Genomic DNA, 26,126 nt, shown 5'->3' on the forward strand with positions numbered 1-26,126 from the left:
CGCGGAACGTGTGGCACGCCATGTCCGGACCGGGCTTCCTGCTGTCGTCGTGGCCGTGGCGCTCCGCCGGATACCTGCTCACCGGAGCCGTGACCGGTGGCGCCGCGCTCGTGCTGATCGCGGCCACGGCGGCGGCCGGAGCCGTTCTCACCGTCGTGCTGGTGGGGATCCCGCTGCTCGTCCTCGCGGCCCTCGCCGGAATCCCGGTGGCCTGGGTGGAGCGCCACCGGATGCGCCTGATCGACGCGGATCCCGCCGTCGATCCGCACCGGGCGCCCCTCGCCCATGGCCTCTGGGCCTGGCTGACCACGCGCATGAGGGAGCAGGCGACGTGGCGGGAGCTGGGCCACGCCCTGCTCTTCGCGGTGTTGCTGTGGCCGGTCGACGCGCTCGTCGTCGCCGTTGCCCTGCTCTGCCCGCTGTCCATGGTTACGACGCCGCTGCTGATGGCCACGGTCGGCGGCGGCCAGGAGGCGAAGGTGCTCAAGCAGTGGACGGTCACCACCTGGCCGGTGGCCTTCGGCATCGCCGTCCTCGGTGTGGTGCTCCTGATGCTGGGCGCCTATGCCCTGGGGGTGGTGGCGGGCGCCCGGGCCGGACTGACGCGTCTGCTGATCGCTCCGCGCGAGGCCGAACTGGGCACGAGTGTCGTCGAGTTGACCCGTTCCCGCCTCCGGCTGGTGGACGCCTTCGAGGCGGAACGGCGGCGCATCGAGCGCGATCTGCACGACGGGGCCCAACAGCGGCTGGTGGGACTGACGATGACGCTCGGCCTGGCCCGCCTGGACGCACCTCTTGGGCCGGTCGCCGATCAGCTCGCGCGGGCCCAGGAGGAGGCGGACGAGGTGCTCGCGGAGCTGCGCGAACTCATCCGCGGCATCCACCCCAAGGTGCTGTCGGACCACGGCCTCCCCGCGGCCGTCGCCGACGCCGCGGACCGCTCCGCGATCCCCGTGGACGTGGATCTGGCCCTGTCCGGACGGCTGCCCCAAGCGGTCGAGGCCGCCGCGTACTTCGTCGTCCGCGAGGCCCTCACCAACGCCGCCCGGCACAGCGGGGCGAGCCGCGCGGAGGTGAGCGGAGGACACCGGGACGGACGGCTGTTCCTCCAGGTGCGCGACAACGGCCGGGGCGGTGCGGACGCCCGCGCCGGAACCGGCCTGACCGGACTCGCGGACCGGGTTTCGGCGCTGGATGGCAGAATCTCCCTGTCCAGCCCGCCGGGCGGACCGACCCTGTTGCGTGTGGAGATCCCTTGCGTACGGACCGACCGCTCCGCGTAGTACTGGCCGAGGACAGTGTGCTGCTGCGGGAGGGGCTCATCGGGCTGCTCGGCCGCTGCGGGCACGACGTCGTCGCGGCCGTCGGCGACGCTCCCGCACTGTTCGCCGCGGTCGAGGAGCACGCTCCCGACATCGTCCTGACGGATGTGCGGATGCCCCCGGGGTTCCAGGACGAGGGGCTGCACGCGGCGGTGCGGCTGCGCGAGCAGCGGCCCACGCTGCCCGTCCTGGTCCTCAGCCAGTACGTACAGCGGACGTACGCCTCGGAACTGCTGGACTCCGGTGACGGCACGGGCGTCGGCTACCTGCTGAAGGACCGGGTCGGCCAGGTGGCGGACTTCGTGGCCGCCCTGTGCGAGGTCGCGGACGGTGGCACCGTGGTCGACCCCGAGGTGGTGCGGCAGCTGCTGCGCCGACGCCGCGATCCGCTGGAGCGGCTCACCGCGCGGGAGCGGGAGGTGCTGGGGCTGATCGCGGAGGGCAAGTCGAACGGTGCCATCGCCCGTGCGCTGGTGGTGTCCGAGGCGGCCGTGGGCAAGCACATCGGCAGCATCCTCACCAAGCTGGACCTTCCGCCGGCGGAGGAGACCCATCGCAGGGTGCTGGCGGTCCTCGCCTACCTGCGGGCGTGACACGGAGGACGACCGGGAACCGGCCCGGCTGTCGCGGGGCTCTGATCGAGCGCAGCGAGATGGCGGAGCCGGCCGCGGCCGAAGAGGCCGAAGCGCTCGCGAACTTCCCGGTCGCCGACCCGGACGACCCCGCCGAGCACTACTGGGACATGTACACCAGGCGCGACCGCGTCGAGCAGTTCCACCCGGAGTCCCCGGCCATGCGGGCCACCGCCGGATGACCCACGCGGCCGGGGACTCGGGTTGTGCGGCTACGCCCAGCAGCCGTTGACCGTGGCGGCCAGGCCGTCGAGGGTGTCCTTGGTGGCGGCCGGGTCGGCGGAGGACTGGTTCTCGATGAAGGAGAAGACCTTCCACCGGCCGTCCTCCGCCTTCGTCAGACCGCTGAGCGCGATGGCGCCGGTCAGCGTGCCCGTCTTGGCCTTTACCCGGCCGACGGCGCACTGGGAGTCCGCGGTGTCGAAGCGGCCCCACTCGGGGCCCAGGGTGCTGCCCGCCTCGCCCGCCACCGGCAGGCCCTCGTCGATGGAGCGCAGCAGCCCGCTGTAGCGCGGATCGGTGAGCAGGTCGAGGATGTCCGCCACGGTCCGCGCCGGGATGCGGTCCGCGCGGGAGAGCCCGCTGCCGTCGTGGATCTCGAAGTTGGCCATCGAGACCCCGTAGTGGCGGCTGAGGACGTCCCGCACCACGGCCGTGCCGTCCTCGTAGGTGGCGGGCCGGCCGGCGCCGAGCGCGGTCATGCGCAGCACCGTCTCGGCGATGTCGTTGTCGCTCTTCTTGAGCATCTTCTTGATCGTCTCGGACAGCGTGGGGGACAGGTGCTGCCCCACCGGGACGTCCGTGGCCGAGGCCGTGCCGCGCGTGACCTCGCCGTCGACGGTGACGCCCTGGTCGGCGAGTTGCTGGGCGAAGACCTTCCCCGCGTCGATGGAGGTGTCCGCGGACAGCTTGCCGTCCACCACCAGGGAGCGCACCGGCGACACCTGGTCGTCGTAGTAGGAGTCGTTCCAGCCGGTGGCGAGGGTCGGCTCGGGGAAGAGGCTGTCGTCGACGCGGACCTTCACCGAGTCCAGACCCCCGAGCTTCACCCCGGCGGCGGCCGTCTTGGCGAGCTCGGTGAGATCGGCGGTGGTCAGCATGCGGTCGCCGCCGCCGATGAGGGTGAGTGTGCCGTCGCCGTAGACCACCTTGGTGGTGAACCGGTGCTCGGGGCCGAGCACGGTCAACGCCGCCGTGGCGGTGGCCAGTTTGGCGTTGGACGCGGGCATCAGCGCGGTGTCGGCGTCATGCCCCCAGATGACCTTGTCGGACGCGGAGTCCAGCACGATGCCGCTGAAGGTGTCGCCGAGGCTCGGGTTCTGCGCGCGGGTGTTGAGGTTTTCCGCGATCCGCTGCTCGGCGGGGTCCAGCCCGTCGGCGGCCGCGGACTGGGCCGTCGTGGTGGTCTTGGTGCTCTTGTCGGCGGCGAGCGCGGACGGAGCGGACAGCAACGCACCGGTGACCGGGACGGCGGCGATGATGAACGCGCGGCGGACCGCGAGACTCATGGGCTTGGCTTTGCGATGACGCCCGGTGGACGAGGTCGCGCTGGACATGTGGGGGGCTCCGCGGGCGCGTAGGAGGGACAACAGGGCTGGTAGAGCGAAGCACACACTTTAACCGCGACTGATCGGCTCCGTCCCGCCAGTCGGTGGACATGTGGTGAAGCCACTGGGGAGATACATCCCTGCACCGACTCCTCCGGCTATTTACGAGATGTTGCGACCACCGTTGAGAACGATCGCCCCGCCGTCCGTATCCATCGGCGTCGGGCTGTGCCCTCCACTCCGGGACGGGTGGGGGAGCGCGCTCCGACGTGGCCGAGGGCAAGGCGTCCCCGGCGTATGAAGACTGCCGATGAGGGGCGAAGGATGAGGAACAAGAAGAGACACAAGCGATCCAGGGTCATCGGGCTGACCGTGGTCGGAGTGACCGCACTGGCCGTGGGCGGCGGGGCTCTCCTGATGACCGACAACGATGCTTCCGCCGCCCGCCAGTCGGCCGGGCAGCAGACGTCGGCGCGGATGGCCATGACCGTCAAGTGCCCGGATGCCGCGACCCGGCTGGCGAGTGTGCCGCAGCAGGCGCGGCCCACCGTGGACAAGGAACTGGCGACGATGGACAGCCAGGTGGCCGACGCCTACAAGCAGTTGGCCGCGCGCGGTCCAGGCGCCGACCGGGACTGGGTGCGCACCCGGGTGCTGGAGCCGCTGACCGCCCAGCGGCGTGGCGCGCTGAACCGCATCGGGAACGAGATCGACCGGGTGGCGAGCCGCCCGTCCGGCCTGGACACGATGGCGTCCTGCACCGTGCAGGAGGCGCCCAACCCCGCCGCCGCACCTGCCGCGGCTTCGGCGGGCGCCACCCCCGCCGCGGGAACGGCCGCCCCCGCCGCTCCGGCCGCGGGCGGCCAGGCGCAGTCGGGCCCGGTGCGGGCGGACTTCGTGGACATCCGCAAGGTGAAGCCGAACGTCAAGAACCCCCGCACACGGGGCAACGCCTCCCGCGGCACCTTCTCATCGCGCTGCGGACGCAATGAGAACAAGCACTTCAACTCGGACAACGTGATCGTCGCCCCCGGTGTGTCCAACGGCGCCCACCACATGCACGACTACGTCGGCAACCGCGACACCGACGCCTTCTCCACCAACGACAGCCTCGCCGCCGCCGGGACCACCTGCACCAACGGCGACCGCTCCACCCACTACTGGCCGGTCCTGCGGCAACAGGACGGGACGAAGGAGGTCGACGCCGACGCGCCCGGCGGCGGCACCGAGGGCAACATCGGGAAGATCCTGCGGCCGGCCACCGCGTCGATCACCTTCCGTGGCAGCGCGGTGTCCAAGGTCGTGGCGATGCCCAAGTTCCTGCGCATCATCACCGGCGACGCCAAGGCCTTCACCAACGGCACGGCCAACGCCAACGCCTCCTGGAGCTGCACCGGCTTCGAGAACCGGCAGCTGAAGGACAAGTACCCGCTCTGCCCGAAGGGCAGCAAGGTGGTCCGTACGTTCAAGTTCCAGAGCTGCTGGGACGGCAAGAACGCCGACAGCGCGAACCACCGCACCCATGTGGCGTTCGCGGACGCCAACGGCGCGTGCGCCAAGGGGTTCAAAGCCATCCCGCAGCTGATCCAGCGGATCACCTACAAGGTCGCACCCGGCTCGCTCTTCGCGGTCGACAGCTTCCCCGAGCAGCTCCACAAGCCGGTGACCGATCACGGCGACTTCATCAACGTGATGTCCGACTCGCTGATGAAGAAGGCCGTGAAGTGCATCAACACCGGGCGTAAGTGCGGCTGACAGCCGCTGCCCGCAGGGCCCGGTGCCCCGGCCGGATTTCAGATTCCGGCCGGGGCACCGCCCATGTGTGGTTCAGTCCTGGGGCGTGCCCTTGGGCAGCTGCCGCCACGTCACCTGGGTGTTGGCCCGGAAGGCCCAGTCGAGCATCTTCTTCGCGTCCGGGTAGCGCTTGGGCGCGTTGAGGATCACGCCCACGACGGTGCGTCCGTCACGCTTCGCGGCGAAGACCAGGCACCTGCCGGGCGCGGTACCGGTGCCCGTCTTGATGCCGATCGTGCCGCTGTACGAGCCGAGCAGCCGGTTGGTGTTGTTCCAGTAGTACGTCCGGGTCCTGCCGTTGGCGGCCGGGGCCTTCTGGATGGTGTCGACGGACTTCACGACCGTGCTGAGGGTGGCGTTGCCCAGCGCGTGCCTGGCCAGCTTGGCCATGTCGCGCGGCGTGGTGTAGTTCTGTCCCCCCTCCGAGATGCCGTCGAAGGTGTCGTAGTGGGTCCTGGTCATCCCCAGCGCGGACGCCTTCTTGTTCATCTGCGCGATGAACGACTTGGTGCGCTTGGCGGTGGTGTCACCCGTGCCGAACGTGTCGGCGAGCGCCATGGCCGCGTCACAGCCGGACGGCAGCAGCAGCCCGTACACCAGCTGCTTGACGGTGAGCTTGTCCCCCTTCTGGAGGTCCGCCTTGCTGCCACCGACGCGCGCGGTGTAGTCGATGTACGACTGCTTGACGGAGACCTTCTTGTTGAGATCCAGCCCCCGGCTGTCGAGCACCACCATCGCCGTCATCAGCTTCGTGGTGCTCGCCATCGGCCGCTTGGTGTCCGCCGCCTTGGCCCACAGCTGCTTGTTGGTGCCGTTGTCCAGCAGATACGCGCCCTTGGCACTGACCCCCGACGGCCCCCGCACGGCCTCGGTGGCCTGCGCGCTGGTCGCCGGCACGGCGACCGCCAAGGCCGCCGCCGAGGCGATGGCCGCCGTTCCCCAGCGGCGGATCGCCTTACCCCCACGTCTTTCCATACGCCCTCCGTCTCTCCTATGACATGCCGGTGAATGTCCGGGCATGCGCGCATCGTCTCACTGGAGGGATGGTGGCCGCGGCCCGGGGTGCCGACCACAACCGGTCGGGGGGGCGTCAACTACCGCTGGTGACCCACTCATAGGCCCGCCGGGCGTCGAACTCCGGCTGCCCGCCCCGGAAGAGCAGCCCCGCGGAGGCGAACAGCTCCCCGTCCGGAGACGGCCCGCCCGCGTACGGCACGGCGATACACCGCATCCCGGCCCGCCGCGCCGCCTCCACCCCGGGCCCGGCGTCCTCGACCACCACACACTGCCCCGGCTCGACGGCCAGCAGCCGCGCCGCGGCCAGAAACACATCCGGCTCCGGCTTGCCACGGCCCACGTCCTCCGCGGACACATAGCCGGGCAGCAGCGCGTCCAGCCCCGTGGCCTTGAGCGCGGTCTCGATCGCGGAACGCGACGACCCGGAGGCCACGACCAGCGGATGCCCGGCATCCCTCAGCCGCTCCACGAAGGCCCGCATCTCGGGAAAGATCTCGGTCGTGGCCGCCAGCTCCAGATAATGCCGGTTCTTGACGGCGAGCAGCTCCTCCACGGGCGCCTCGATGCCGTACCGCTCGCGCAGCGTCTCCAGCGTCTCGCGCGTCCCGATCCCGATGAACTGCGTATGCTCCTCCCAACTGAAGCCGACGACCCCATACCGCTCCAGGGTCCGCCTCCCCGCCTCGTAGTAGAGGGGCTCGCTGTCCACTAGCGTGCCGTCCAGGTCGAAGATCACGGCGGGCATGGTGCTCATGGGGACAGCATGCCAAGAGTTCGCTCGCCCTATCGCCGGAACTCCGCGTACGCCGTGCCCGCCGAGGGCCCGTGTGACGGCGTGTTGGTCTAGACCGCTCTGTTAGCGTCGGCCCCGAGCGGATACCGAACCGGAGTCGGCGGAAGGGTAGTGCGGTGGGTGTGACAGGGAGTGGGTGGCGGGCGTATATCGGGTCGTTTACCTCGGAGGGTGGTGCCGGGGTCACCGTGGCCGATGTGGATGATGAGACGGGGGCGCTGCGGATCCGGAACTCCACGGATGCGGTCGTCAATCCGTCCTATCTGGCGGTCGCGCCCGGTGGGCGGGTGCTGTACGCGGTGAGTGAGACCGATGACGGGGCGGCCGCGGCTCTGGATGTCGGGCAGGATCCGCCCTCGTTGATCGGAGAGCCCGTGCCGGTGCTCGGTGCGGCGCCTACTCATCTGGCGCTTGCCGGGGGGCAGCTGCTGACGGCCAACTACGGGTCCGGCAGTGTCACGGCGCTGCCGGTGCTGGAGGACGGCCGGCTCGGGGAGGCGGTGGCCGTGCTGCGGCATGAGGGCAGTGGGCCGAATCCGGAGCGGCAGGAGGGGCCGCATGCTCATGCCGTGGCGGCCGATCCGTCGGGTGGCTGGTTGCTCGCCGTGGACCTGGGGATCGACGCGGTGCGGGTGTACGCGCTGCCCGGGCCGCGTCCGCATCGTGAGGTCCGGCTGCGGCCGGGGAGCGGTCCGCGCCATCTGGCGTTCCATCCGCGGGGCGACCGCGCGTATGTCATCAACGAGCTCGATCCGACGATCACCACGTGCCGTTGGGACGCGGCGTCCGGCGTTCTGGAGCCACTCGGTGAGACCCGTGTGGTGCCCGAGGGCACGGACGTCGAGACCTACCCCGCCGAGGTCGTGGTCTCCGGGGACGGCCGCTTCCTGTGGGCCGCGAACCGCGGGCACGACAGCATCGCGACGCTGGCCCTCGACGCTCCGGGCGACCGCATGGAGCTGGTCACCACCACGCCCTGCGGTGGCCACTGGCCGCGCGATCTGACGCTCGGCCCGTCGGGACGACGGCTCTATGCGTCCAATGAGCGCTCGGGCGATGTCACCTGGTTCGACATCGATCCGTCGAGCGGGGTGCCGCGTCGTGGGGGTTCGGTTCCGGCTCCGGCGGCGTCCTGTGTGGTCTTCGGGTGACGTTCGTCCGGTTGATGTGAGTGGGGGGCGGTGACCTTGTGGTCACCGCCCCCCACTCGTCGTCCGTTGTTCCTCGCCCGCCGCGTCAGCGCATCGCCGGGGACGCCTGCTGGAGCGTGATGCCCAGCGCCGCCGCGTACTTCGCCAGCGCCAGCTTGCCCACGGCCGGGTAGTCGCCCAGCGCCTCGGCCGCCGAGCAGCCCGCCTCCTCGGCCGCCGCCGAGATCAGCTCGGTGGAGACCTCCGGGCCGATGAGGTACGGCGCGAGGGCGAGCCGCGCGGAGCCGGCCGAGCGCAGCTGATCGGCGACGCGGAGGACGGCCCCGTCCTCGTCCAGTGCGGCGGCCATCACCGGCACCGCGAGGCGCGCGGAGAGCAGCATGCCGGTGATGCCACCGGCCTGGGCCGCCTCCTCGCCGCCCACCGTGGCGAGGATGATGCCGTCCGCGGCGGTCGCGACCGTGAAGAGCCGGGCGCGGTCGGCGCGGGCCAGGCCCGCCTCCGACAGACGTACGTGCAGGGCCTCGGCGAGCAGCGGATGCGGGCCGAGGACGTCGGTGAGTTCGGCCGCCGAGCCGCTGCTCATGACGGCCTGGCGTATCCGGCGCAGCTGGCCGCTGTCCGGGCCCGCGAGCAGCGGGACCACGACGGCCGCCGGGCCGTCCGTGGGCACCGTGGGGACGGGCGGGACCTCGTCGACGACCTCGCCCGCGGCCTCGGCCGCGGCGATCGCCTCCGCCGCCTCGTCGGCCAGGGCCTTGGCGGCCTCGGCCGCCTGCCGCAGACGCTCGGGGTTCTCCTGGGCGGCGCGCGTGAGCACCGCCTCGAGCTGCGGGAACTCCTCGCCGTCGCCGTCCAGGAAACCGATCTGGGCGTCGAGCCCGGGCATCTCGGAACGGGCGATGCTCAGGAGCTCCTCGGCCAGGCGCCGGGCACCGTCATTCGGCGCACCGGGGACGGCCAGCACCAGCGGAGGCGCGCCGAGAGGTACGGCGGCGGGCTCCGGTCGGCGGTGCCGTCCGGACTGGCGGGGACGCGGCATTCGTACAGGCAGGCCGGACGCGGGCCCTGTGGGGGAGCTCATGGCGCCGCATGTTAGTCGCTCAATGGGCTCGGCTGTTCGGGAGGGGGTGACTGGGGGCATATGTCCCACTCTGTCGACCGGTGTTGTGTGTTGATGTGCGCTCAGCAGCCATACTTGGTCGAAGAATCAGTCATGTGTCCGGAATGATCGGGCATGGCGTTCGATATGGGTCGCCGTGTAGTGGGCACCTGTATGGGACGCCCGTATCGGGTGTCCCATGTCGGGCGTCCTGTGTTGGGCGTAGCGTGCTGGGCGTCCCGCGTTGGGCGTCCTGCGTTGGGCGTTCCGCGTCGTGCCCGCGTCGTCTTCCGTACGGAGCGTGGGCTCAGACGACGCTGAGCAGCGCCGGGTCCCGCGGCAGTCGCAGTTCGTCCGCCGCCAGCGCCGCCGCGACGCACAGCGCCCCGTCCAGCGGATCCCCGGCCGCCTCGGTGACCCGGACCCCGGGCAGCCGCGCCGCCAGCTCCTCGCGCACGGGCGTCAGCAGCGGCGCGCCCATGCGGAACAGCCCGCCGGTGAGCGCCACCTCGCTCGACTCCAGCCGGGGGCAGACCGCCTCCGCGGCCTCGGCGACATGGCGGGCGGCGGTCCGCAGGATCGCCTCCGCGACCGGGTCCTCGGCGGCGCACCGGCCCACCTCGGGGGCGAAGGAGGCCAGGACGGCGGGGCGGTCGGGGCGCGGATACAGCTTCCCCGGCAGCCCGGTCGCGGGGCCGAAGACCGCTTCCAGACGGGCCAGCAGCGGTTTCGAGCCGCCGTCGCGCCCGTCGTACGCGCGCATCGCCGCCTCCAGGCCCGCCCGGCCGATCCACGCACCGCCGCCGCAGTCGCCCAGCAGATGGCCCCACCCGTCGGCCCGCCGCCAGCCGGTGGCGGCCCAGCGGGTGTCCCCGCCCGGGGCGGCGGCGTCCGCGGCGGATGCGGCGTCCGTGCTGGACGTACCGCCAGCGCTGGGTACCCCGCCCGTGCCGGGTGCACTGCCCGTCCTGGACGCACCGCCCGTGCTGGGCGCATTGCCCGTACGGGACGCGTCATCCGGGTCGGACGCGACGCCCAAGCCCTTCGCGGCCCCCTCCGGCACCGCCCCCAGCGCGATCAGCCCCGTCCCCGCGGCGACCACCGCGCCGGGGCGCTGGCCCAACGCCCCGGCGTACGCGGTCACCGCGTCGGCCGCCAGGGCCAGTCGCCGTACGCCCAGGGCGTCGGCGAGCGCGTCCGGGAGCCTGGCACGCAGATCGTCGCCGAGGGTGGCCATGCCCGCCGCGCCGACGCAGACCGCGCCGAGGCGCCGGGCCCCGGCTTCGCGCAACAGCTCCCGGGCGGCGGGCAGCACCCGCGCCAGCAGGTCCTCCGCGTCGATGCCCCGGGCGCCGACGACGGCGGGCGTGGACGAGGACCACGTCAGCGGCGGCGAAGACCACCCCAGCGGCGGCGAGGACCACCCCAGCGGCGTGGACGACATGGGCGTCGGGGACCCGGTCAGTGGGTTCTGCGCGGCGGAGCCGCCGTAGGCGTTCGCGCGGGCCACCCCCACCCGTACGCCCGAGCCGCCCGAATCGATCCCGAGCACATGCGTCGCCGCGGTGTCGGGCACCGTATCGGTCACCGGCTCAGCCGAATCCGCGCGAGTCCTGCTTGAGCGCCGTGTCCACGGTGAGGGCCGTGGCGATCACAAGGCTCAGCAGCGGATCGGGCAGCTGGCGGTGGATCTGGAGGACGTAGTTGTCCGCCGTCGTGAACATCGTCTTCGCCAGGCCCTCCCAGGTCTTGGTGATCCGGGCGACCTCGCTGTCCGTATGGTCGACGATGGCGAAGTTCCAGGCCCGCCAGTTCTCCGCCTTGATGGCGCCGACCTGCTGGCCGTTGACGAGGATGCCGAAGTTGATCTTGCCGAAGACGTTCTGCTGGACGATCTCACCGACCGGCTGTCCGTCCGGACGGGTCACCAGCACCTTGGACTTCACGAACTTCGCGGGCCGGGTGAGTACCAGATGCGGCTGCCCGTTGGCGTCGCGGATCTCCAGCCGATGCGTCATGAACTGGTCGAGGCTCGTGACGAACCGCGCGACCTTCTTCAGCGTGCTCTGGCCGACCTGGACCACCGAACCGATGGTGCGCCCGTGCTGGTCGAAGACGCTGTACTCATTGGTGAGCTCGATCAGCTTGGCCTTCTGGTTCACCACCAGCACCGGTTCGGTGAACAGCGTGCCGCTGCCGCCCGCCACGGGTCCCACATGTGCCTGCTGCTGCACCTGGTGCTGGACCTTGCCGGGGTTGTGGTTGGGCGCGGCGGCCTGCTGCGGTGGGGGCTGTCCGGGCTGGCCGGCGTGCGTATGGGCGGTCCACTGGGCACCGTCCCACCAGCGCAGCTGGTTCGGTGCGCCCTGGGGGTCGGCGTACCAGCCCGGAGGGGTGTTCGTAGGTGATGTCATGGCGGGCAGACTACCCCTGGCCCACCTGGAACTATGGGTTCAGGGAAGGCGCCAGTCCACGGGCTGCGCCCCCTGTTGTGCCAGCAGCTCATTGGCGCGGCTGAAGGGGCGGGAGCCGAAGAACCCGCGGTCGGCGGACATGGGGGAGGGGTGCGCGGACTCGACCGCCGGAAGGCTGCCCAGCAGCGGTCGTACGTTACGGGCGTCGCGGCCCCACAGGATGGCCACCAGGGGGCGGCCGCGCCCGGCCAGCGCCCGGATGGCCTGCTCGGTGACCTCCTCCCAGCCCTTGCCGCGGTGGGCGGCGGGACGGCGCGGGGCCGTGGTGAGCGCCTTGTTGAGCAGCAGCACGCCCTGCTGGGTCCAGGGCGTCAGATCGCCGTTGGACGGACGCGGCAGAGCGAGGTCGGTGTGCAGCTCGCGGTAGATGTTCTCCAGACTGCCGGGCAGCGGCCGCACCTCGGGCGCCACCGAGAAGCTGAGCCCCACCGCATGACCGGGTGTGGGATACGGGTCCTGACCCACGATCAGCACCTTCACCTCGTCGAAGGGCTGCTGGAAGGCGCGCAGCACATTCGGCCCGGCGGGCAGATAGGTGCGGCCTGCCGCGATCTCGGACCGCAGGAAGTCGCCCATCGCCGCGATGCGTTCCTCGACGGGCTCAAGTGCCTTGGCCCAGCCCGCTTCCACAATTTCATTCAAGGGTCGTGCTGCCACACCGCGCCACTCTAGTGGCTCAGCGGGTGGCCGCGTGCCACCTCACGATCACTCTCAGCCGATCGCGGCGATCGCCCTCAGTCGATCACCGCGGCCCGGACACACAGCACATCGGGGAGATGGTGGGCGATCTGCCGCCAGCTCTCGCCCTCGTCGGCGCTCGCGTACACCTCGCCGTTGCGATTGCCGAAGTAGACCCCGGCCGGATCGGCGTCATCGGTGCGCAGCGCGTCCCTCAGCACCACCCCGTAGTGCGGCTCGCCGGGCAGCCCGGCGCACCGCTCCTCCCAGGTGGCGCCCGCGTCCTCGGTGCGGAACACCCGGCAGCGGTAGCCCGGGGGGTAGCGGTCCGAGCCGTCGGCGGCGGGGAAGACGTACGCGACGCCGCTGCGGCGCGGATGGACGGCGACCGCGAAGCCGAAGTCCGCCGGGAGGCCCTCGCTGATCTCGGCCCAGTGCGCCCCGCCGTCGTCGCTGCGGTACACCCCGCCGTGGTTCTGGAGATAGAGCCGGTCGGGGTCGACCGGATCCCGGGCGATCTTGTGGACGCACTGCCCGAACTCGGGATACTGATCCGGCAGGAATTCCGCTCTGAGCCCGCTGTTGGACGGCGCCCAGCTCTCCCCGCCGTCCGCCGAGCGGTACACCCCGCCGGAGGACACGGCGACCATGAGCGCCCGCGGGTCCCTCGGATCGGTGACGACCGTGTGCACGGCCTGCCCGCCGAACCCCTCGCCCCACTCCGGCCGCTGCGGGTGGTCCCACAGGCTGCGGACGAACGCGAAGGTCTCCCCGCCGTCCTCGGAGCGGAACAGCGCGCCCGGCTGGGTGCCCGCGTAGACCACCTCCGGCTCGTCGGGCCCGGCGGGCTCCAGCTGCCACACCCGCTCCAGCGAGGTGCCGGTGGACTCGGGGAACTTCACCGCGGGCCTGGCGGGCTCGTGCCAGCTCGCCCCGAGGTCCTCGGAGCGGAAGACCGAGGGGCCCCAGTGCGAGCTGTCCGCACCGGCCAGCAGCCGGGGGCGGTCGCCCCGGGTGTCGATGCCGACGGAGTACACCGCCTGCATGGGGAAGTGGGGGCCGGTGAGATCCCAGCCCCCGCGGCCGCCGGGGCGGCCGAGGAAGAGACCCTTGCGGGTGCCGACGGCGAGCAGGACATCGTTCATGACGGCTCACTCCTTGGAGTGCGGGACGGGACGGCGGAACGCATGGATGTGTCCGTCATCACAGAGTCTGCACCCACCCACTGACAACGGCCCGGAAGCGGCCGCGGCACGGAAGGCCTTGCGCGTCATACGAGAGGCATCGTAATTTGACGATCGTCGTACTACGGTGGTTACCGTACTAAGCCGCGGTCCGGCCGGACCCCACGAGGAGAAACGGAGACGTTCATGAGTGCCCTCTTCGACCCCTTCACCCTGCGGTCGGTGACCATCCCCAACCGCCTCTGGATGTCGCCCATGTGCCAGTACAGCGCGGACCCGGACAAGGGCGCCGGGGTCCCGCACGACTGGCACTTCGTCCACTACGGTGCCCGCGCCGCCGGCGGCACCGGGCTGATCCTGGTCGAGGCGACGGCCGTGTCCCCCGAGGGCCGCATCAGCCCCGGAGACCTCGGCATCTGGAACGACACCCAGGTCGAGGCGTTCCGTAAGATCGTCCGCTTCCTCAAGGGGCAGGGCACCGTCCCGGGCGTCCAGCTCGCCCATGCCGGCCGTAAGGCGTCCACCGACGCCCCCTGGAGGGGCGGCGCGCCGCTCGGCGCCGACCAGCGGGGCTGGCAGCCGCTGGGGCCGAGCCCGGTCCCGTTCGACGAGGGCCATCCGGTGCCGGACGAGCTGTCCGAGGCGCGGATCGGCGAGATCACCCAACAGTTCGCGGACGCGGCACGGCGCGCGCTCGCGGCCGGTTTCGAGGTGGCCGAGATCCACGGTGCCCACGGCTATCTCATCCATGAGTTCCTCTCCCCGCACAGCAACCACCGCACCGACGGCTACGGCGGCTCCTTCGAGAACCGCGTCCGCTTCGCCCTGGAGGTCGTCGACGCGGTCCGTGCGGTCTGGCCGGACGAACTGCCGCTGTTCTTCCGCATCTCGGCCACCGACTGGCTGGAGGAGAACGGCTGGGCCCCGGAGGACACCGTCCGGCTCGCCGCCCTGCTGAAGGACCACGGTGTGGACCTCCTCGACGTCTCCAGCGGTGGCAACGCCGCCGGTGTGCGCATTCCGGTGGAGCCGGGCTACCAGGTGCCGTTCGCCGCGCGGGTGCGCCGGGAGACCGGGCTGCCGGTGGCCGCCGTCGGGCTGATCACCGAGGCGGAGCAGGCCGAGAAGATCGTCACCAATGGCGAGGCGGACGCCGTACTGCTGGGCCGCGAACTGCTCCGGGACCCCTACTTCGCCCGCCATGCGGCGGTCGAACTGGGCGGCCAGGTGCACAGCCCGGACCAGTACCACCGCGCGGTCCGGTAGGCGCCGCGAGCGACACCGCCGTCCCGTCCGGGGCCTCGAGTAGTTCGGAGCTGAAGTAGTACGGCGATCGTCAAACTACACTGGAGGTCTCGGAACGAGGCGATGAGGAGCAGCCGTGCAGACACAGACCACGCCGACCGCGCCCCAGTCCCAGCCCCGGGCGTCGTCCCAGCCCCAGGCGGCCGGGCGCTCGCTGGAGCATCCACGGCGCGAGGAGATCCGCCTCGAGGACGTGCTGCACGCGCTCTCCGACCCCATGCGGATGCGGGTGGTGCGGACGCTCGCCGAGGAGAACTGCGAGCTGTCCTGTTCGGTCTTCGACCTGCCGGTCAGCAAGTCCACCACCACCCACCACTTCCGGGTGCTGCGCGAATGCGGTGTGATCCACCAGATCTACCGGGGCACCGCCAAGATGAGCGCGCTGCGCCGCGCCGACCTAGACGCGCTGTTCCCCGGACTGCTCGACAGCGTCCTCGCCGCCGCGGCCCTCCAGGAGGGGCGCGGCGGCGGCGACCGGGGCTGAAGTCCGCCCGCCCGGCAGGTGGTTGAAGAGCAGATTGAGCGCGATCGCGGTGACGCACCCGGCGCTGATCCCGCTGTCCATCACCGTCTGGAACCAGTCCGGGAACTCCTTGTAGATCCCCGGCACGCCCACCGGCAGCAGCCCCACGGCGACCGACACCGCCACCACCGTCAGGTTGTGGTTGTCCCGGAAGTCCACCCCGGCCAGTGTGCGCAGCCCGCTCGCCGCGACCGTACCGAACATCACCAGACCCGCACCGCCCAGCACCGGGGCCGGGATCGCCGCCACCACCGCGCCCAGCTTCGGGCCAAGACCGAGCAGCACCAGCAGGCCGCCCGCGGCCGCGACCACCCAGCGGCTGCGCACCCGGGTCATCCCCACCAGGCCGACGTTCTGCGCGAAGGCGGTGTACGGGAAGGTGTTGAAGACCCCGCCGAGTACGGTCGCGGCGCCGTCCGCGCGCAGTCCGTCCGCCAGCCGCTTCCCGTCGACCGGGCGCTCGGTCAGCTCGCCCACCGCGATGAAGTCGCCGGTGGTCTCGGTCATCGTCACCAGCGCGACGACCAGCATGGACACCACGGCCGGGGTCTCGAACGTCGGGGTGCCGAAGTGGAACGGGGTGGAGACGCCGACCCAGTCGGCGTCGCCCACCCCGGAGAAGTCGGTGAAGCCCAGGGGTATCGCGGCCGCCGTCCCGGCCACGATCCCGACCAGCACCGCCACCCGGCTGAGGAACCCGGGCGCGAAGCGCTGCACGGCCAGGACGAGGACCAGCACCCCGGCGGCCAGGCCCAGGTTCTTCGGCGCGCCGAAGTCCGGCGCGCCCTGGCCGCCCGCCGCCCAGTTGCCCGCGACCGGCAGCAGCGAAAGGCCGATGATCAGTATCACCGTGCCGGTCACCAGCGGCGGGAAGAACCGCAGCAGCCGACCGAAGACCGGCGCCAGCACGATCATCGCCACCCCGGCCACGATCACCGAGCCGTAGATCGCGCGCAGCCCGCCGCCCTCCGTGCCGATCAGCACCATGGGGGTGACCGCCGCGAAGGTGCAGCCCTGCATGATCGGCAGCCGGACGCCGAACCGCCACAGCCCCACGCACTGGAGGACCGTGGCGATACCGCACAGCAACAGATCGGCGTTGATGAGATACGCCAGGTCGGCAGGGGACAGCTTCATCGCCCCGCCGACGATCAGCGGCACGGCCACCGCGCCCGCGTACATGGCCAGCACATGCTGGAGTCCGAAGGCGGCGAGCCGGCCGGGCGGCGGCACCTCGTCCACGGGATGGCGTACGGACGTCATGGCGGCTCCTCGCGCGGGGTTGGGCGGCGGATCAGGGTGAGGCGACCGTAGAAGACTTCAACAATCTGTTGATTTCAGGAGTGTTGCCGTTGTGTGTCAACCCCCTGGAACCCGCGGACTCGCCGTCCCACGCCAACCCCATGGATCGCACGGACCCGCGGACCGCCGGTGGAAGCCGGCCCTCGCCCGGCCCGGATCACTCCTGCCCGCGTGCCGCGCCCAGCAGCCCCGTCCAGTCCGGGATCTTCACCTTCGTACGCCCCAGCGCCTCGCCGAGCGCCTCCTCGGCCGCCTCGATCCGCAGCCAACCGGTCCACTCCACCGGCTCCACCCCCGCCTCGCGCAGCGCCCGCAGCGGATCCGGCGCCACCGGGCGGGCGGCGAGCGCGTCCGCGTCGGCCAGCAGCGAGGCCACGGTCTCCTTCGCGCACGGCCGGTTGGTGCCGATCACCCCGGTCGGGCCGCGCTTGATCCACCCCGCCACGTACTCCCCGGGCGAGGGCACGCCGCCGCGCAGCACCCGCCCCGCCGCGTTGGGGACCGTGCCGCGCTCCTCGTCGAACGGCAGCCCCGGCAGCGGCACCCCCCGATAGCCCACCGACCGCAGCACCAGCGGCGCCTCGATGTCCTCGAACACCCCGGTGCCCGCGACCCCGCCGCGCCCGTCCGGCGCGGTCCGCTCGAAGCGCACCGCGCGCACCGCGCCCTCGCCGAGCAGCGCCACCGGCTTGAGGAAGAACCGCAGATGGATCCGGCGCGGCCGGCCGGTGGGCGCGCGCCGCGCCCAGTCGCGCAGCACCTCGACATTGCGCCGGTTGATCCCCGGCAGCCCCGACGGGTCCGCGTACGCCGGGTCCAGCGCCAGCTCCTCGGGGTGCACCAACACATCGGCGCCGGTCAGCGCGCCCAGCTCGCGCAGCTCCTTGGTGGTGAACTTCGCCTGCGACGGCCCCCGCCTGCCGACCATATGGATGTCCGAGACCTGGCTCTCGGACAGCGCCCCGAGGGCGGCGTGCGGCACATCGGTGGGCCTCAGCTCCTCCGCCCCACGGGCCAGAATGCGCGCCACGTCCACCGCGACATTGCCCACCCCGATGACGACGGCGGAGCCCGCCCCGAGCGCGAAGGAGTCGACGGTCGCGTCGGGATGGGCGCTGTACCAGGAGACGAACTCGGTCGCGGAGAAGCTGCCCGGCAGCTCCTCGCCCGGAACGCCGAGCCGCCGGTCGGTGGCCGCGCCCACGCAGTAGACCACCGCGTGGTAGAGCCCGAGCAGCCGCTCGGGCACCAGCGGGGGCGGGCCCACCTGCACATTGCCGAGGAAGCTGACCCGGGGGTGCTCCAGGACCATGCGCAGCGTGTTCTGTAGCGACTTGATCTTCTCGTGGTCGGGTGCGACACCGTAGCGCACCAGCCCGTAGGGACAGGGCAGCCGGTCCAGCACATGCACCGACACCTCGGGGACGGCCTGCTGCTGGACGAGCGCTTGGGCGGCGTACACCCCGCTCGGCCCGGAACCGATGACCGCGACGCGAAGCACGAGGAGCTCCTTCCGCAGGATGTCTCCAGCATCCCACCCGGCGGGGCGCCCTGTCCGGCACTACGCGCCGAGGGACCGGTCCGGGTGACACCGCCCGGCCGCCGGTCCACGGGCCCGCGACCGCGCCGCGAGCCCGGCTCCAAGCGGGTCCAACGGTCCCTCCGGGTTCCGTGCGCCGCCCGCTACGACCTACGACATCTGCCGCATCCGCCGGATCTCGCTGCTCTGCTGCGCGATCACGTCGTTCGCCATCTCCTCCACCCGGACGTTGTTGCCCTGGGCCAGCACATCCGTGGCCATGGAGACCGCGCCCCGGTGATGGGTGATCATCAGCTTGAGGAAGAGCGCGTCGAAGTCGGCGCCCCTGGCGGCGCGCAGCCGCGCGAGCTGCGCCTCGGTGGCCATCCCCGGCATCTTCGCGTCATGGCCCTCGTGGCCGTCCCCGTCGCCGCCCTTCGGCTCGCCGCCGGCCGTCTTCTGCCAGGCGCGCATCGCCTCGATCTCCGGCTTCTGCCCGGACGCGATGCGCTCCGCGAGCCGCTTGACCTTCGCCGACTTGGCGTGGTCGGCGGCGAGGCCGGTCATCACCAGGGCCTGCCGGTGGTGCTCGATCATCATGCGGACGTAGGAGCGGTCGGCCGTGTTGGGGGAGTCGTCGTCCCCCGCCTTCGCCGCCTCCTCGGCCGACAGCTTCTTCGCCGCCTCGCCGGGCTTGCCCGGCGCGATCACCGCGGGCTTCCCGTCCTTGCCCTTCCCCGCGTCGGCCCCGCCGCCGCTCTCCGAGTCACAGCCGGTCAGGACGAGTGCCAGGGCGGCCGCCGCGGCGGCGGCCACGAGAGATGCGGAGTGGAGCGTCGTACGGCGGTTCAACACCGTGGCCTCCTGGGGCGCTTGGGATCCGCAGACCGTCTTAGCACGTCAGCGGCGCTGCCGGTCCGGGCGAGTTGGGAAAATCTCTTTACGAACATGTTGCTACCTGTTGTGGTGTACATGGATAGAGCGATACTTCCCCCGGTCCGTCAACCGTTCAACTCCGAGCGGAGACGGCGACAAAGGGAGGACGCAGTGAAGCCGTGGGAAAGACCTCCGCAGCGGCGCAGATACCTCGGCGCGGCCGCGGCCGCCTTCGGACTGGTGGCCACCTTGCTGGCCGCGGGCCCGGCGGCCGCGACGCCCGACCCCGGTGACGCTCCCCACAAGGAGCGGGTGACGAAGAGCCAGCAGTCGGAAGCCAGGACCGCCATCGAGAACGGCGACATACCCGGTGTGGACCAGATCGTCCACAGCGACAATGTCAGCCACCTCACCAACATCCCCAAGCAGGACCTCAAGGGCGTCAACTCCGACCTGGCCTTCCAGGGCAAGTACGCCTTCGCGGGCAACTACGACGGCTTTGTCATCTACGACATCAGCCGGCCGAAGAGCCCGAAGATCGTGAGCCAGGTGCTCTGCCCGGGCTCCCAGAACGATGTGTCGGTCTCAGGAGACCTGCTCTTCCTCTCCACCGACTCCTCGCGCAGCGACAACTCCTGCAACAGCACCACCCAGCCCGCGACCGAGAAGTCCTCGTGGGAGGGCATGAAGGTCTTCGACATCAGCGACAAGCGGAACCCGGAGTACGTCGCCGCCGTCGAGACCTCCTGCGGTTCGCACACCCACACCCTGGTGCCCGAGCGCAAGGACGTGTACATCTACGTCTCCTCGTACTCGCCCAGCGCCACCTTCCCGGACTGCCAGCCTCCGCACGACGGCATCTCCGTCATCAAGGTGCCCCGCGAGGCGCCCGAGAAGGCCGCGGTCATCGACTTCCCCGTGCTCTTCCCGGACGGCGGAAACCCCGGTGGGCCCACCAACCCCGGCGTCTCCCAGACCACCGGCTGCCATGACCTCACCACGTTCCCCGCGCTGAAGCTGGCGGCGGGCGCGTGCATGGGCGACGGCATCCTGCTCGACATCGCCGACCCCGCGAAGCCGCGGGTCATCGACCGGGTCGAGGACAACGTGAACTTCGCCTTCTGGCACTCGGCCACCTTCAACGAGCGCGGCACCAAGGTCGTGTTCACCGATGAGCTGGGCGGTGGCGTGGCCGCCACCTGCAACACCGAGGTGGGCCAGGACCGAGGTGCCGACGGCATCTACGACATCGTCGGCAAGGGCGACAAGCGCAAGCTGGTCTTCCGGAGCTACTTCAAGATCCCGCGCCACCAGGCCGACACGGAGAACTGTGTGGCCCACAACGGCTCGCTGATCCCGGCCAAGGGCCGCGACATCATGGTCCAGGCGTGGTACCAGGGCGGCGTGTCCATCTGGGACTTCACCGACTCCGACCGGCCGAAGGAGATCGGCTACTTCGAGCGCGGGCCGCTCTCCGCCGACACGCTCATCACCGGCGGCTCCTGGTCCGCGTACTACTACAACGGCTACATCTACTCCAACGACATCCAGAAGGGCTTCGACGTCCTGAAGATCCACGACCGGCGCACCGACAGCGCCGCGTCGGTCCGGCTGCGCGAGCTCAACACGCAGACGCAGCCCGACTACCGCTGAGCGGGGGCTCCCTGGCCCAGGGCGCTCATCGGCTCTCGCCGGGCGGCTCGTCGCCCGGCGGGAGCCCCAGCTCCCAGTCCAGTCCGTAGCGGTGGAACAGCTCCGCCCGCAGCCGCTCGGGCGCCATCGGCGCGCCCGGCAGCAGCACCGCGACCACCGCGCCCATCAGCAGGGCGCGCAGCAGCCGGTAGTCGGCCTCGGGGTCCTCGGAGCCGTACCGCGTGACGGTGTCCCGCAGCAGGGCGGCCAGCCGCTGCTGCTCGGGGCACTGGATGAAACCCTCGGCGGTGAGGATCCCGGCCATATGCGTCCGCATCAGCCGCGGCCGGTCCCGGGCCAGGCCCAGGATCGCGTCGATCGCCCGCGCCAGCAGCTCCCGCCCGGCCTCCTCGCCCTCCGGCCGCGGCTCCCGCTCGAGCACCCGGGCCAGCTCCATGTGCATCAGCCGGTGGACGGCCGTCTGTAGCAGCTGCCGCTTGCCCGGGAAGTAGTACGACACCAGACCGCGGGCCGCCCCGGCCCGGTCGGCGATATCGGCGAGGGTGGTCGCCTCGTAGCCGTGCTCGCCGATCAGCTCGACCGTCGCCTCCAGCAGACGGGCCTGGGATCGGCGCCGCAACTCCTCATTGACCGACGGGCTTCGGGGGACCATGCTGTAACTCCTGCGTTGGCTGGCTGTCAGTCAATATACTCAGGGGACGTGCGGTTGTCCGCCGTTCCCTTGGGGCGGACGCATGTCTCCGCCGGTTCGGGCGACACGGGGGGATCGCCCGAACCGGTGGGTTTCGGGCCTTTGGAGCGCCTGTGGAACCCCGTACGGGGCCCGGCTTTCGGGTGCTAAGGAGCCGTGGCGGCGTCCGGCAGCGGGCCGAGAACCGCCCGCAGGGCGTCCGGGTGCCGGTCCACCGGGAGATGGTCCACCAGATGGACCCGGCGGCCCAGGGCCGCCGCTCCCGCGTCCGCCCTGCGGTCGTCGCCCACCATCACGGCGTCACCCGGGTCCAGCCCCAGCGCGTCGCACGCGGCCTGGAACAGCTGTGGATCCGGCTTCTGGACGCCGTGCTCGAACGAGAGCGCATAGGCGTCCACCAGCCCGTCCAGGCCGTGGGCGCGGAAGACCGGGCGCAGATCCCAGCCGATGTTGCTGACCACCGCGATCCGCACACCGCGCCGGCGCAGCTCGCCCAGCGCCTCGGGGGCGTCGGGGTACGGCCGCCAGGCGGCGGGCTCCCTGTGGCGGTCATAGAGGGCGTCGTAGAGCTCGGGGCGGGGGAGCGGCACCTGGCGGGCCAGACCGGTGTAGGCGGCCCGGTGCAGTTCGGCGTCGCGGTCCCGTACCTGCCACACGTCCTCCAGGTGCGGGGGCACCGCGAGCGGCGGGGCGCCGCCGGGAAGCGCCCCGGCGTCCTCCAGATCCCGCGCGTACCGTACGACCTCCTCCTCCGGGACGGTGGTTCCGGTTCGCTCCAGCGCGGCACGGAGCCAGGACTCGGTGGACTCGATGCGGAACAGCGTCCCCGAGAAGTCGAACAGGGCGCCCTTTATGGTCACAGTTGACGCTCCCTCATCTTCGGTGTGGCCAGGAGCCAGGACTTCCGGCATCGTATGCCGTGGGCCCGATCCCCTTCAGCCACCGGCGCATCCGTTTCGGCCGTTTTGCTGGCAGATAAATCCCGGCCGAATCAAGGCGTAGGGTTTAGGGGATTCATGAGGTGGAGGCTGTTTATCGTCTCGCTGTCGTGGTGATCATACAGGGGTCAATCCCCGTCACTCCGCGACCGAGTCGGGGCAGGCGATATCTGCTGAGCGCGAGGAGGTTGCCGGCAATGGTACGTGACATGACGTCGAGGCAACCGGGGGATGGCCACGGGTTGGGCGCATGCCGGTCCGGAGCTCGCCGCGGCGGGCGGGGAGCGGCGACCGACCGGGGTGGCTGCTGGTAAACGCCAGCTTTGCAAGAAGCAAGGAACGTGGCCGGTTCCGCGACCGGTTTCACAGGCTGAGGTGTATTCGCGTCGGCATGCCGCACTCTCCCTTTATTGTGCGCGTCGGCGCCGGTGGCGTCCCGCCCTTTCCGGGGTGTGCGGACAGGCCGCCCGCTCAGTCGAGCATGATCACACGGGGGCACACGGGGCAGGTAACCGTGGCTGAGGTCACAACCGATGGAAGGTATCGTTCCGGTTGTGTCTCTGCTTATATGACCGTCAAAGGCACTGGCTCCCACCGGAGGTGATCCACATCAGAGAATTCGCCGCCGCCGACGCAGCGGATATCGCGGATATCTGTCTCGCCAGAGAAACCTTCTTCCGCAGGGTGGGATGACTGCGGACATCAACTCATCGCTCAAACGCAACCCCCACAGCGAGGACTGATGAGTATGAGACTGACAGATTATCAATCCGAGCTCCGCGATGTTCTCGGCGCCGCAGCAGAAGGCAATGGCGGGCTTCTGCAAGTGATCGGGGGGCCCGGTGTCGGTAAGACCACCTTATTGGGAAGTCTGAAGGAGCGGGCGGCCGCATCGGGTGCGGTCTGTCTCACGGCGTCCGGATTCGCGGACGACACCGCCATTCCGTTCAATATCGTGGAACAGCTGATCCGATCCTCCACGGCCACCGGCGCATTGGACGTCGTGGCGCGCTGGAGGACCGCCGGGGAGCGGTATGCGGAAGCCGAGCACGATCTGCTGAGAAGTCTGGTCCGGGAGATATCCGATGTGCTGCACCGCATCGCGGGCGGCAGGCAACTGATCCTCGCGGTCGATGATGCCGAGCATGCCGACTACCCCTCCCTGATGTGTCTTCTGCATATCGCCCGGCATGCGTCCGGCACCCGCACCCTCGTCGTGATGACCAGCGGGCAGACCCACCACCTGTGCACCCGCCTTCACAGCTTCCACCACCTCTACAAGATCGATATCGGCACCCTCCCGGAGTCCGGAGTCGAACGCCTGCTGGAGCGGTACGGCGACGCCGACCTGGCCGACCGGATCCACTCCTCCTGCCACGCCATCAGCGGAGGTAACCCGAGGTTGGTCAAGGCCCTGCTGCGGGACCACCTCAAGACCGCTCGGAGCGGGGCAGGTGCGGAGGTCACGGTCGGAGCGGAGTTCCAGGACGCCTATCGCCTGTCCCTGTTGAGTCATCAGGCGCTGCTCCAGGTGGCACAGGCGCTCGCCGTGCTCGGCCCGTACGGCAGCCCCTGGCGGGTGGCCACTCTGCTCGAATGCGGTGCGGAACGCGCGTCCCGGGCCATGGACCTCCTCAACTCCGCGGGCCTGCTGCGGGACGGGCGTTTCCGGCACCCCGCGGCTCATTCCGTCGCGCTGGAGACGCTGGCGGCGGAGGACCGGGCCCGCCTCAGCGCGAAAGCGGCCGAACTTCTGTATGCCGAGGGGGCCGACCCGGTCGCGGTGGCGGAACTCCTGGTCACCGCCGACAAGACGCCGGACCAAAAGGGGGTGGCCGTGCTCTGGCAGGCGGCCCAGAAGAATCTCGACGAGGGCTGCACGGAGGAAGCGATCGCCAGTCTGCGACTCGCCGACCGCGCGGACCTCAGCCGACGGGAGCACATGGACATTCTCATGGCGCTGGTCGGCGCGTTATGGTCCAGCAATCCGGCGGCCGCCGAACCCGAGCTGGACCGCCTGCTGGCCGCGATCCGGGCGGAATCCCCCGCGGACATCCCGGAGCAGTATCAGTGCTTCCTGCTCTTCATGGTGCTGTGGTTCGGCCGGTACGCCGATGCGGACGAGACCTTCAAATGGTCGTCGGGCTGTGATGACACCGACACCGCGTCCAGTATGGCCGCCCTGCGGGTGACCCGGCAGTGGGTCACCTTCCTCAAACCGATGCTGATCCATGACTTCCCCGGACAGGATGTCCCGGACGGGGAAGTCGACGGTTTGTGGGCGGCCAATCTGGAGCACGGGCTCCAGCTCTCCGTGGACGAGCTGGGCATGGAGATCGGACATCTTCAGGATCCTCGGCAGATGGCGGACTTCTCCCCCGACGCCATGCACCTGTTGTCGCCCTCCAACCATTTCTGGTTCGCTTACGCATACGCCTGCCGGATCGTCTGGGCATTGGCCGCCAGGGGAGAATCGGAGGCGGCGGACCGGCTGTGCGGGGCGCTCTTCACCGCGGCCGACAAGCTGAACATGAAGACCCCGTGCGCCGTCGCCCTGTCCATGCGCGCCTATATCCGATGCCGCCATGGGGATTTCACTACCGCCATTGATCTCGCGGGTGCGGCCTTGCGTTCCATCCCGCCGCGCGGCTGGGGTGTCGCCATCGGATTGCCGCTGTCCGTGCTGGTGGCGGCCCACACCGCCGTCGGCAGACTCGAAGAGGCCCAGCGGTATGTGGATTACTGGGTGCCGAAGGAAATGTTCGACAGCGTGGTGGGCCTGGAGTACCTCCGCTCCCGGGGGCAGTACTGCCTGGCCACCAATCGCCCGTACGCCGCGCTGAACGACTTCATGGCGAGCGGGATGCTGATCGACCAGTGGCCCGTGGACTTCGGTGACCTGGCGCCCTGGCGCGTCGACGCCGCCGAGGCGTATCTGCGGGTCCATGAACCGGCGGAGGCCAAGAGACTCGCCCTGGAAGAACTCAAGCTGTCGCCCGACCGGCCCTTGAGCACCCGGGGCAGAGCGCTGCGCATCCTGGCCATGGCCGAGGACCCGGACAAGCGCAGACTGCTCCTCTACCAGTCCGCCAAGTGCCTGCGCGAGCAGGGTGACCGTTATGAGCTCGCCCGCACGCTGGCCGAGCTCAGCCAGGACTACCTCAGCACCGGGGAGACCCAACAGGCGCGCACCACCTGGCACGAGGCGCAGAAGCTGATGGACGAGTGCGGGATGAGCGCCCAGCACGAGAGCCGGCGAGAGCTCGTCGTGGAGGGTGTTGAGAGCGTCGGGAGCTCTCAACCGCCCAAGGACGCGGGGGATTCCGGACACGCCGAGGACGACGCCCCCGGCACAGCGGCCGAGAGCGCCGAACAACCCGTCCTGTCGGAGGCCGAGTGGCGGGTGGCCACGCTGGCGGCGTCCGGAATGACCAACCGGCAGATCGCCAAGAGTCTGTACATCACCGTCAGCACCGTGGAGCAGCATCTGACCCGTATCTACCGCAAGCTCTCGGTGGGAAATCGGCAGGAGCTGTCACGCCGGCTGTGGCTGCTCATAGGTGCCACGGGAGCGTCGTCCGGCTGACCGCCCCGAGGCAAGGGGGGATAGGGGAGTGGTTAGGGG

At 70.9% G+C, this 26,126-nt stretch carries 22 protein-coding genes; 9 read left to right on the forward strand and 13 right to left on the reverse strand.

The genetic code is table 11. From position 1 onward, the window contains the following. Nucleotides 1-20: 20 nt before the first annotated feature. Genes KHP12_RS43260 through KHP12_RS43270 form a run of 3 tightly spaced genes read left to right on the forward strand, consistent with a single transcriptional unit; the run spans nucleotide 21 to nucleotide 2,136 of the window. The gene (locus KHP12_RS43260) at nucleotides 21-1,283 is read left to right on the forward strand and encodes a sensor histidine kinase (protein WP_211834989.1); all 1,263 of its coding nucleotides are present in this window, start codon (nucleotides 21-23) and stop codon (nucleotides 1,281-1,283) included. Further along, nucleotides 1,256-1,915, forward strand: a complete 660-nt coding sequence (locus KHP12_RS43265) for a response regulator (RefSeq protein ID WP_086883827.1) — start codon at nucleotides 1,256-1,258, stop codon at nucleotides 1,913-1,915. Before KHP12_RS43260 ends, KHP12_RS43265 begins: the two co-directional genes overlap by 28 nt. Then, complete coding sequence (locus tag KHP12_RS43270; protein ID WP_210609024.1) at nucleotides 1,912-2,136, forward strand: hypothetical protein; 225 nt, start codon at nucleotides 1,912-1,914, stop codon at nucleotides 2,134-2,136. Before KHP12_RS43265 ends, KHP12_RS43270 begins: the two co-directional genes overlap by 4 nt. Before the next feature lie 30 nt (nucleotides 2,137-2,166). On the opposite strand, the gene dacB is transcribed toward KHP12_RS43270, so the two are convergent. Continuing rightward, on the reverse strand, nucleotides 2,167-3,510 hold the full coding sequence (dacB, locus tag KHP12_RS43275) for a D-alanyl-D-alanine carboxypeptidase/D-alanyl-D-alanine endopeptidase (protein WP_086883826.1): 1,344 nt from the start codon (nucleotides 3,508-3,510) through the stop codon (nucleotides 2,167-2,169). A gap of 315 nt (nucleotides 3,511-3,825) precedes the next feature. On the opposite strand from dacB, the gene KHP12_RS43280 reads away from it, so the two are divergent. Beyond that, the gene (locus KHP12_RS43280; protein WP_086883825.1) at nucleotides 3,826-5,256 is read left to right on the forward strand and encodes a DUF1996 domain-containing protein; all 1,431 of its coding nucleotides are present in this window, start codon (nucleotides 3,826-3,828) and stop codon (nucleotides 5,254-5,256) included. A gap of 72 nt (nucleotides 5,257-5,328) precedes the next feature. On the opposite strand, the gene KHP12_RS43285 is transcribed toward KHP12_RS43280, so the two are convergent. Together KHP12_RS43285 and KHP12_RS43290 are read right to left on the reverse strand one after the other, a co-directional pair. After that, nucleotides 5,329-6,270 carry a D-alanyl-D-alanine carboxypeptidase family protein gene (locus KHP12_RS43285; protein WP_086883824.1) on the reverse strand — a complete coding sequence of 314 codons (942 nt, stop codon included), beginning with the start codon at nucleotides 6,268-6,270 and terminating at the stop codon, nucleotides 5,329-5,331. A gap of 115 nt (nucleotides 6,271-6,385) precedes the next feature. Then, complete coding sequence (locus tag KHP12_RS43290) at nucleotides 6,386-7,066, reverse strand: HAD family hydrolase (protein ID WP_086883823.1); 681 nt, start codon at nucleotides 7,064-7,066, stop codon at nucleotides 6,386-6,388. Between the two features lie 155 nt (nucleotides 7,067-7,221). Between KHP12_RS43290 and KHP12_RS43295 the strand changes: the two genes are divergently transcribed. Then, nucleotides 7,222-8,256 (forward strand): lactonase family protein, encoded by a 1,035-nt coding sequence (locus tag KHP12_RS43295; RefSeq protein ID WP_086883822.1) that lies wholly within the window; start codon nucleotides 7,222-7,224, stop codon nucleotides 8,254-8,256. Nucleotides 8,257-8,341: 85 nt separating this feature from the next. Here KHP12_RS43295 and KHP12_RS43300 read toward each other — a convergent pair whose 3' ends face one another. The 5 genes from KHP12_RS43300 to KHP12_RS43320 form a co-directional block, all read right to left on the reverse strand. Next, nucleotides 8,342-9,340 carry a sirohydrochlorin chelatase family protein gene (locus KHP12_RS43300; protein WP_086883821.1) on the reverse strand — a complete coding sequence of 333 codons (999 nt, stop codon included), beginning with the start codon at nucleotides 9,338-9,340 and terminating at the stop codon, nucleotides 8,342-8,344. A gap of 325 nt (nucleotides 9,341-9,665) precedes the next feature. Next, nucleotides 9,666-10,946, reverse strand: a complete 1,281-nt coding sequence (locus KHP12_RS43305) for an N-acetylglucosamine kinase (RefSeq protein ID WP_372455270.1) — start codon at nucleotides 10,944-10,946, stop codon at nucleotides 9,666-9,668. A gap of 4 nt (nucleotides 10,947-10,950) precedes the next feature. Beyond that, nucleotides 10,951-11,772, reverse strand: coding sequence for an LURP-one-related family protein (locus KHP12_RS43310; RefSeq protein ID WP_086885373.1), 822 nt, complete (start codon nucleotides 11,770-11,772; stop codon nucleotides 10,951-10,953). 39 nt (nucleotides 11,773-11,811) lie between these two features. Next, entirely contained in the window at nucleotides 11,812-12,489 is a 678-nt protein-coding gene (locus KHP12_RS43315; RefSeq protein ID WP_086885372.1) for a uracil-DNA glycosylase, read from the reverse strand. Nucleotides 12,490-12,566: 77 nt separating this feature from the next. Further along, on the reverse strand, nucleotides 12,567-13,655 hold the full coding sequence (locus KHP12_RS43320) for a WD40/YVTN/BNR-like repeat-containing protein (RefSeq protein WP_086885371.1): 1,089 nt from the start codon (nucleotides 13,653-13,655) through the stop codon (nucleotides 12,567-12,569). Between the two features lie 225 nt (nucleotides 13,656-13,880). Between KHP12_RS43320 and KHP12_RS43325 the strand changes: the two genes are divergently transcribed. Both KHP12_RS43325 and KHP12_RS43330 read left to right on the forward strand, forming a co-directional pair. Next, on the forward strand, nucleotides 13,881-14,960 hold the full coding sequence (locus KHP12_RS43325; protein WP_211834512.1) for an NADH:flavin oxidoreductase/NADH oxidase: 1,080 nt from the start codon (nucleotides 13,881-13,883) through the stop codon (nucleotides 14,958-14,960). Between the two features lie 193 nt (nucleotides 14,961-15,153). Next, complete coding sequence (locus KHP12_RS43330; RefSeq protein WP_086885374.1) at nucleotides 15,154-15,483, forward strand: ArsR/SmtB family transcription factor; 330 nt, start codon at nucleotides 15,154-15,156, stop codon at nucleotides 15,481-15,483. Here the strand turns inward: KHP12_RS43330 and KHP12_RS43335 are convergent. The 3 genes from KHP12_RS43335 to KHP12_RS43345 form a co-directional block, all read right to left on the reverse strand. After that, nucleotides 15,397-16,785: a nucleobase:cation symporter-2 family protein gene (locus KHP12_RS43335; protein WP_086885369.1), complete on the reverse strand. Its 1,389-nt coding sequence runs from the start codon at nucleotides 16,783-16,785 to the stop codon at nucleotides 15,397-15,399. The genes KHP12_RS43330 and KHP12_RS43335 overlap by 87 nt on opposite strands. Nucleotides 16,786-16,981: 196 nt before the next feature. Continuing rightward, entirely contained in the window at nucleotides 16,982-18,325 is a 1,344-nt protein-coding gene (locus KHP12_RS43340; RefSeq protein ID WP_086885368.1) for an FAD-dependent oxidoreductase, read from the reverse strand. A 189-nt stretch (nucleotides 18,326-18,514) separates the two neighbouring features. Then, nucleotides 18,515-19,198 (reverse strand): DUF305 domain-containing protein, encoded by a 684-nt coding sequence (locus KHP12_RS43345; RefSeq protein WP_086885367.1) that lies wholly within the window; start codon nucleotides 19,196-19,198, stop codon nucleotides 18,515-18,517. Between the two features lie 192 nt (nucleotides 19,199-19,390). Between KHP12_RS43345 and KHP12_RS43350 the strand changes: the two genes are divergently transcribed. Further along, nucleotides 19,391-20,872, forward strand: coding sequence for an LVIVD repeat-containing protein (locus KHP12_RS43350; RefSeq protein ID WP_086885366.1), 1,482 nt, complete (start codon nucleotides 19,391-19,393; stop codon nucleotides 20,870-20,872). Nucleotides 20,873-20,897: 25 nt separating this feature from the next. Here the strand turns inward: KHP12_RS43350 and KHP12_RS43355 are convergent, their stop codons facing one another. Further along, entirely contained in the window at nucleotides 20,898-21,524 is a 627-nt protein-coding gene (locus tag KHP12_RS43355; RefSeq protein ID WP_086885365.1) for a TetR/AcrR family transcriptional regulator, read from the reverse strand. Nucleotides 21,525-21,709: 185 nt separating this feature from the next. After that, nucleotides 21,710-22,423 (reverse strand): HAD family hydrolase, encoded by a 714-nt coding sequence (locus KHP12_RS43360; RefSeq protein WP_308289531.1) that lies wholly within the window; start codon nucleotides 22,421-22,423, stop codon nucleotides 21,710-21,712. Between the two features lie 826 nt (nucleotides 22,424-23,249). Between KHP12_RS43360 and KHP12_RS43365 the strand changes: the two genes are divergently transcribed. Next, the gene (locus KHP12_RS43365) at nucleotides 23,250-26,087 is read left to right on the forward strand and encodes a helix-turn-helix transcriptional regulator (protein WP_167442741.1); all 2,838 of its coding nucleotides are present in this window, start codon (nucleotides 23,250-23,252) and stop codon (nucleotides 26,085-26,087) included. The last annotated feature ends 39 nt before the right edge of the window (nucleotides 26,088-26,126 follow it).

This window comes from Streptomyces asiaticus (assembly GCF_018138715.1).
GTDB lineage: Bacteria > Actinomycetota > Actinomycetes > Streptomycetales > Streptomycetaceae > Streptomyces > Streptomyces asiaticus.

What these genes read in the sequence shown, in the direction of transcription:
- KHP12_RS43260 (WP_211834989.1), top strand. Translation starts at nt 21, where the DNA reads ATGTCCGGACCGGGCTTCCTGCTGTCGTCGTGGCCGTGGCGCTCCGCC.
- dacB (WP_086883826.1), bottom strand. Translation starts at nt 3,510, where the DNA reads ATGTCCAGCGCGACCTCGTCCACCGGGCGTCATCGCAAAGCCAAGCCC.
- KHP12_RS43280 (WP_086883825.1), top strand. Translation starts at nt 3,826, where the DNA reads ATGAGGAACAAGAAGAGACACAAGCGATCCAGGGTCATCGGGCTGACC.
- KHP12_RS43285 (WP_086883824.1), bottom strand. Translation starts at nt 6,270, where the DNA reads ATGGAAAGACGTGGGGGTAAGGCGATCCGCCGCTGGGGAACGGCGGCC.
- KHP12_RS43290 (WP_086883823.1), bottom strand. Translation starts at nt 7,066, where the DNA reads ATGAGCACCATGCCCGCCGTGATCTTCGACCTGGACGGCACGCTAGTG.
- KHP12_RS43300 (WP_086883821.1), bottom strand. Translation starts at nt 9,340, where the DNA reads ATGAGCTCCCCCACAGGGCCCGCGTCCGGCCTGCCTGTACGAATGCCG.
- KHP12_RS43310 (WP_086885373.1), bottom strand. Translation starts at nt 11,772, where the DNA reads ATGACATCACCTACGAACACCCCTCCGGGCTGGTACGCCGACCCCCAG.
- KHP12_RS43320 (WP_086885371.1), bottom strand. Translation starts at nt 13,655, where the DNA reads ATGAACGATGTCCTGCTCGCCGTCGGCACCCGCAAGGGTCTCTTCCTC.
- KHP12_RS43325 (WP_211834512.1), top strand. Translation starts at nt 13,881, where the DNA reads ATGAGTGCCCTCTTCGACCCCTTCACCCTGCGGTCGGTGACCATCCCC.
- KHP12_RS43335 (WP_086885369.1), bottom strand. Translation starts at nt 16,785, where the DNA reads ATGACGTCCGTACGCCATCCCGTGGACGAGGTGCCGCCGCCCGGCCGG.
- KHP12_RS43355 (WP_086885365.1), bottom strand. Translation starts at nt 21,524, where the DNA reads ATGGTCCCCCGAAGCCCGTCGGTCAATGAGGAGTTGCGGCGCCGATCC.
- KHP12_RS43365 (WP_167442741.1), top strand. Translation starts at nt 23,250, where the DNA reads ATGAGACTGACAGATTATCAATCCGAGCTCCGCGATGTTCTCGGCGCC.